This is a genomic window from Chloroflexus sp. (genome assembly GCF_034432675.1).
Classification (GTDB): domain Bacteria; phylum Chloroflexota; class Chloroflexia; order Chloroflexales; family Chloroflexaceae; genus Chloroflexus.
The window spans coordinates 1-4,600 of sequence record NZ_DAOUBI010000060.1; the positions used below are offsets into that span (position 1 = coordinate 1).

Annotated in this window: 3 protein-coding genes; all 3 read left to right on the forward strand. The window is 59.0% G+C overall.

Annotated features, from left to right (window positions below; translation table 11 throughout):
* The first annotated feature begins 1,244 nt into the window (after window positions 1-1,244).
* Window positions 1,245-1,517 (forward strand): metal-sensitive transcriptional regulator, encoded by a 273-nt coding sequence (locus VAE55_RS04880; RefSeq protein ID WP_322814684.1) that lies wholly within the window; start codon window positions 1,245-1,247, stop codon window positions 1,515-1,517.
* Window positions 1,518-1,535: 18 nt separating this feature from the next.
* Window positions 1,536-1,760: a heavy metal-associated domain-containing protein gene (locus VAE55_RS04885; protein ID WP_322814685.1), complete on the forward strand. Its 225-nt coding sequence runs from the start codon at window positions 1,536-1,538 to the stop codon at window positions 1,758-1,760.
* A gap of 116 nt (window positions 1,761-1,876) precedes the next feature.
* A complete protein-coding gene (locus tag VAE55_RS04890; protein ID WP_322814686.1) occupies window positions 1,877-4,429 on the forward strand; it encodes a heavy metal translocating P-type ATPase in 2,553 nt (850 codons plus the stop codon).
* Window positions 4,430-4,600 lie beyond the last annotated feature (171 nt).

Sequence of the window (4,600 nt, forward strand, 5' to 3'; positions counted from 1 at the left end):
GCACGGCTGGCGCGGCAGCATAGCTGCCGCACGCCAAACGACGCGCCACGGGTAATGGTGGTCGGCAACGGTAGCGACCCTGACACGTGATCCCACTGGGCGTAGAGCTGCGGGGTAACCGCTGCGACCTCCACGTGATCGCGAGCACGGCTGGCGCGGCAGCATGGCTGCCGCACTCCAAACGTCGCGCCACGGGTAATGGTGGTCGGCAACGGTAGCTACCCTGAAACGTGATCCCACTGGGCGCAGAGCTGCGGGGTACCCGCTGCGACCTCCACGTGATCGCGAGCACGGCTGGCGCGGCAGCATGGCTGCCGCACTCCAAACTGTGCGACACGCGCATGACGAGCGGGTAAGGCAATCATTCAGTACGTGATAGCACGGCTGGCGCGGCGCTCTGCCATCGGGCCAGTCGCCCACAACAGCACTCATAGCGATCATCCCCGCTGATACGCACGTGGTTGACATCAGGTATGAGTAATGCATAGCCGCTGGGGTGAGGAACGGGGGGGATCGTGCTACCGAACGTTGCTGATGGCGCTGACGCAGGTGCTGTGTCAGGCAAATCGCCCCTCTCCTAACCTCCCCCCGCTGGGGTGAGGAACGAGGGGGGGATCGTGCTACCGAACGTTGCTGATGGCGCTGATGCAGGTGCTGTGTCAGGCAGGATGATCGGGACGAGCGAACGAGTTTTACCTGCGACCGGCAGAGAGTCTGGTGTGCCGGGTCAGGTAGTGGGCGCACCGGAGGCGTGCGCTCCCAGGGTATACCGTGTGCGCACGTTGTCGCTGTGACCGGCGGGGAATCCGCTGCGTCTCTCCCCTATTTCCTATTTCTTATCTCCTACCCCCTATCTCCTATTTCTTATCTCCTACCCCCTATCTCCTATCTTCTAATCTCCTATTTCCTATCCCCTACCTCCTATTTCCTATCTCCTACCTCCTATCTCCTACCTCCAATTTCCTATTTCCTCCATTCCCTCCTTGCATCACGAAAACTCGTGTGGTATACTGCTTGTGCAACCCATCCCCCCTGGGGGGGATAGAAAAGGGATGGGGCTGTGACCTGTCTGATCGAGACGCTCTTGCCGCGAGTTGTTGCGGTGTTTCACGGGATGATTGATGAGGTAGACGACGGCTTTACGGCTTGAGATGGGCGATGGCGGTCAGATCTCTCTAGGACCATAGGGCATGCTGGCGAGTACTACCACCCAAAGGCTGTTTTTACTCGAAGAAGGGTTGAATATGGATCAAGACCAAAAACAGCAGATTCTCAATCGTCTGAATATCATTGAGGGTCATATTCGCGGCGTGAAGCGCATGGTCGAAGAGGACGCCTATTGTATCGATGTCCTGAATCAGACGCGGGCGATTGCGCAGGCGCTGGTAAAGCTGGATGCGCTGATTTTGAACCGTCATCTCCATAGTTGTGTGATCACGGCTATTCGAAGCGAGGATGTTGGTGAGCGCGAGCGGGTGATTGCCGAGTTGATGCAGGTTTTTGAGCGTATTCATTAGCCAATAAGGAGATGAGTAATGGTAACCGAGCAATTCCGTGTTCCTGGGGTGTCGTGTCAGCATTGTGTGCACGCGGTGCGCAAGGAAGTCGGTGCTTTGCAGGGGGTCAGTCAGGTTGAGGTTGATCTGAGCAGTAAGATTGTGACCGTCGTTCATGATGATGCGGTCGATATTACCGATATTGTGTCTGCGATTAAGGAAGCGGGATACGAGGATGTAACGCCGTTGGGTACGGCTTGTTAGCCTCTAGCTGTCTTCATTCGCAACGATGTTCAGAGGCGCACTGATGTGCGCCTCTTTCACTCAGATGGTGGAGATAGGCTGTACAATCGCAGTCTGTCGAGGAAGGAGTTGTTACCATGGCCGAGCGTGAAGTGATATTGCCAATCACCGGGATGACCTGTGCAAGCTGCTCGGCGCGGGTCGAGAAGGCGTTGCGTAAGGCACCGGGTGTGCTGGCTGCCGAGGTGAATCTGGCCAGTGAACAGGCGCTGGTGCGCTACGATCCGGGGCTGGTTCAGCCCGAAGCGTTGCAGGCGGCGGTGGAGCAGGCCGGGTATGGGGTGGTAGTCGATGAGATCACGCTGGCGATCACCGGGATGACCTGTGCCAGTTGTTCGGCACGGGTCGAGAAGGCGTTGCGTAAGCTGCCGGGTGTGTTGACGGCGGAAGTGAATCTGGCCAGCGAGCAGGCGTTGGTGCGTTATGTGCCGGGGATGGTTGAGCGCACCGATCTGGTGGCGGCGGTGGAGCAGGCCGGGTATGGGGTGATTTTGCCGTCTGCTGGCGACGAGGCCGCTGAAGATGTGGAGGCGCGGGCACGTGAAGCAGAGATGACGGTGCGGCGGCGGCGATTGCTGGTCGGTGTGGTCTTTGGGCTACCGCTCTTCGTGTTGTCGATGGCGCGTGATTTTGGCCTGATTGCACCCTGGTTGATCGGTGAGGGGGCAGCGATGATGGCGGCAATGCGTGATGCGGCTATGGATGAGATCATGGCCATGGTCGCTGCCCGTGATGATCTGCTCAACTGGCTCTTTCTAGCGCTGGCGACACCGGTGCAGTTTTACTCCGGTCGCGATTTCTACCGGCATGCGTGGCGGGCATTGCGGGCCCGTACCGCCACTATGGATACGCTCATTGCTCTCGGTTCGTCGGCTGCCTATTTCTACAGTCTGGCAATCTTGCTTAGCGGTGCGCCCGGCCATGTCTATTTCGAGACGGCGGCGCTGATCATTACGCTGATCTTAGTTGGTAAGTATCTTGAGGCGCGAGCGAAGGGGCAAACGAGTACCGCGATTAAGGCGTTGATCGGACTTCAGCCGAAGACTGCACGGGTGGTGCGGGGTGGTCAAGAGGTTGATGTTCCGCTCACTGAGGTGCGGGTAGGTGAGATGATCATTGTGCGACCGGGGGAGAAGATTCCGGTTGATGGGGTGATTGTCTCCGGTGAGTCGACAATTGATGAGAGTATGCTTACCGGTGAGAGTTTGCCGGTTGAGAAGCGCAGTGGTGATCCGGTCTTCGGGGCGACAATTAATCGCAGCGGTAGTTTTCAGATGCGGGCGACACGGATCGGTAAGGATTCGGCGCTGGCGCAGATCATTCGTCTCGTGCAAGAGGCGCAAGGCTCGAAAGCACCGGTACAGGCGTTGGTTGATCGGGTCTCCGCTGTCTTCGTGCCGGTGGTGATTGTGATTGCGGTGATCACCTTTCTCGGTTGGTTATGGGCCGGGGTAGGGTTGACCCAGGCGCTCATTTTTGCGGTGGCGGTGCTGGTGATTGCCTGTCCGTGCGCACTGGGATTGGCCACACCGACTGCGATTATGGTCGGTACCGGTACCGGTGCGTCACACGGTATTTTGATCCGCAATGCCGAGGCTCTGGAACGTGCGGCAAGTCTGCACGCGGTGGTGTTCGATAAGACCGGTACCATTACGCATGGCCGCCCCGCAGTGACCGATATTGTGATGGTGACCAGGCCGGTGCTGGCGCAGGGAACCCAGTCCGATGGAACGGGAGATCAGGTGTTGCTTCAGATTGCGGCGGCAGCTGAGAGTCGCAGTGAGCATCCATTAGGGGTGGCAATTGTGAAGGCAGCGCAGGAGCGTGGCCTGGCTGTCGAGCGACCGACGCGCTTTCAGGCTGTCAGTGGTGCCGGAGTGGAAGCTGAGGTCGGTGGGCAGACCGTGCTGGTGGGAACGCTGCGTTGGTTGCGTGAGCGAGGGGTTGAGATAGACGCTTTGGGGGCAATCGTCGATCAGTTGCAGGCTGAAGGGAAAACCGCCATTGCTGTGGCCGTCGATGGTGAGGCGTGGGGCGTGATCGCGCTGGCCGATACGGTCAAACCAACTGCTGCGGAGGCAGTAGCGAAGCTGCAGCAGGCCGGGATTGAGGTCGCGTTGCTGACCGGTGATAATCAGCGCACGGCAGCAGCGATAGCGGCGGCGGTCGGTATTCCGGCGCCAGCCGTGTATGCTGAAGTGAAGCCAGACGAAAAAGCAGCGATTGTGGCTCGCTTGCAGCAGAGCGGGCCGCATGGCAAACCACGCCGGGTGGCGATGGTGGGTGATGGGATTAATGATGCGCCGGCGCTGGCCCAGGCTGACGTGGGGATTGCGATGGGGAGCGGTACCGATGTGGCGATGGAGACGGCGGATATTACGTTGATGCGCAGCGATCCGCGAGGCGTGGTGCAGGCAATTGCCCTCAGTCGCACCACAGTACGCACCATTCGCTGGAATCTCTTCTGGGCATTTGCCTACAATGTGTTGTTGATCCCGGTAGCGGCGGGTGTCTTCTACCCGTTGACCGGCTGGCAGTTAAGCCCGGTGCTGGCTGCGGCGGCGATGGCCTTCTCGTCGGTCTTTGTGGTGACTAATTCACTCCGTCTGCGGCGTGTGCGAATGGAGTGATGATAGGCGCAAGTCTTGACGGAAGGTTAGAACCTATTTCAAAAAACATCTACGAGAAGGTATCTTCTTCATTGCCGCTCGATTCCATGTTCGTGACGAGCCCACCCGGCCTCCGCGTGACCAGCCGGGTCAACGACGTGACACGCGCCAGATCGTGAGCACGGCTGGCGC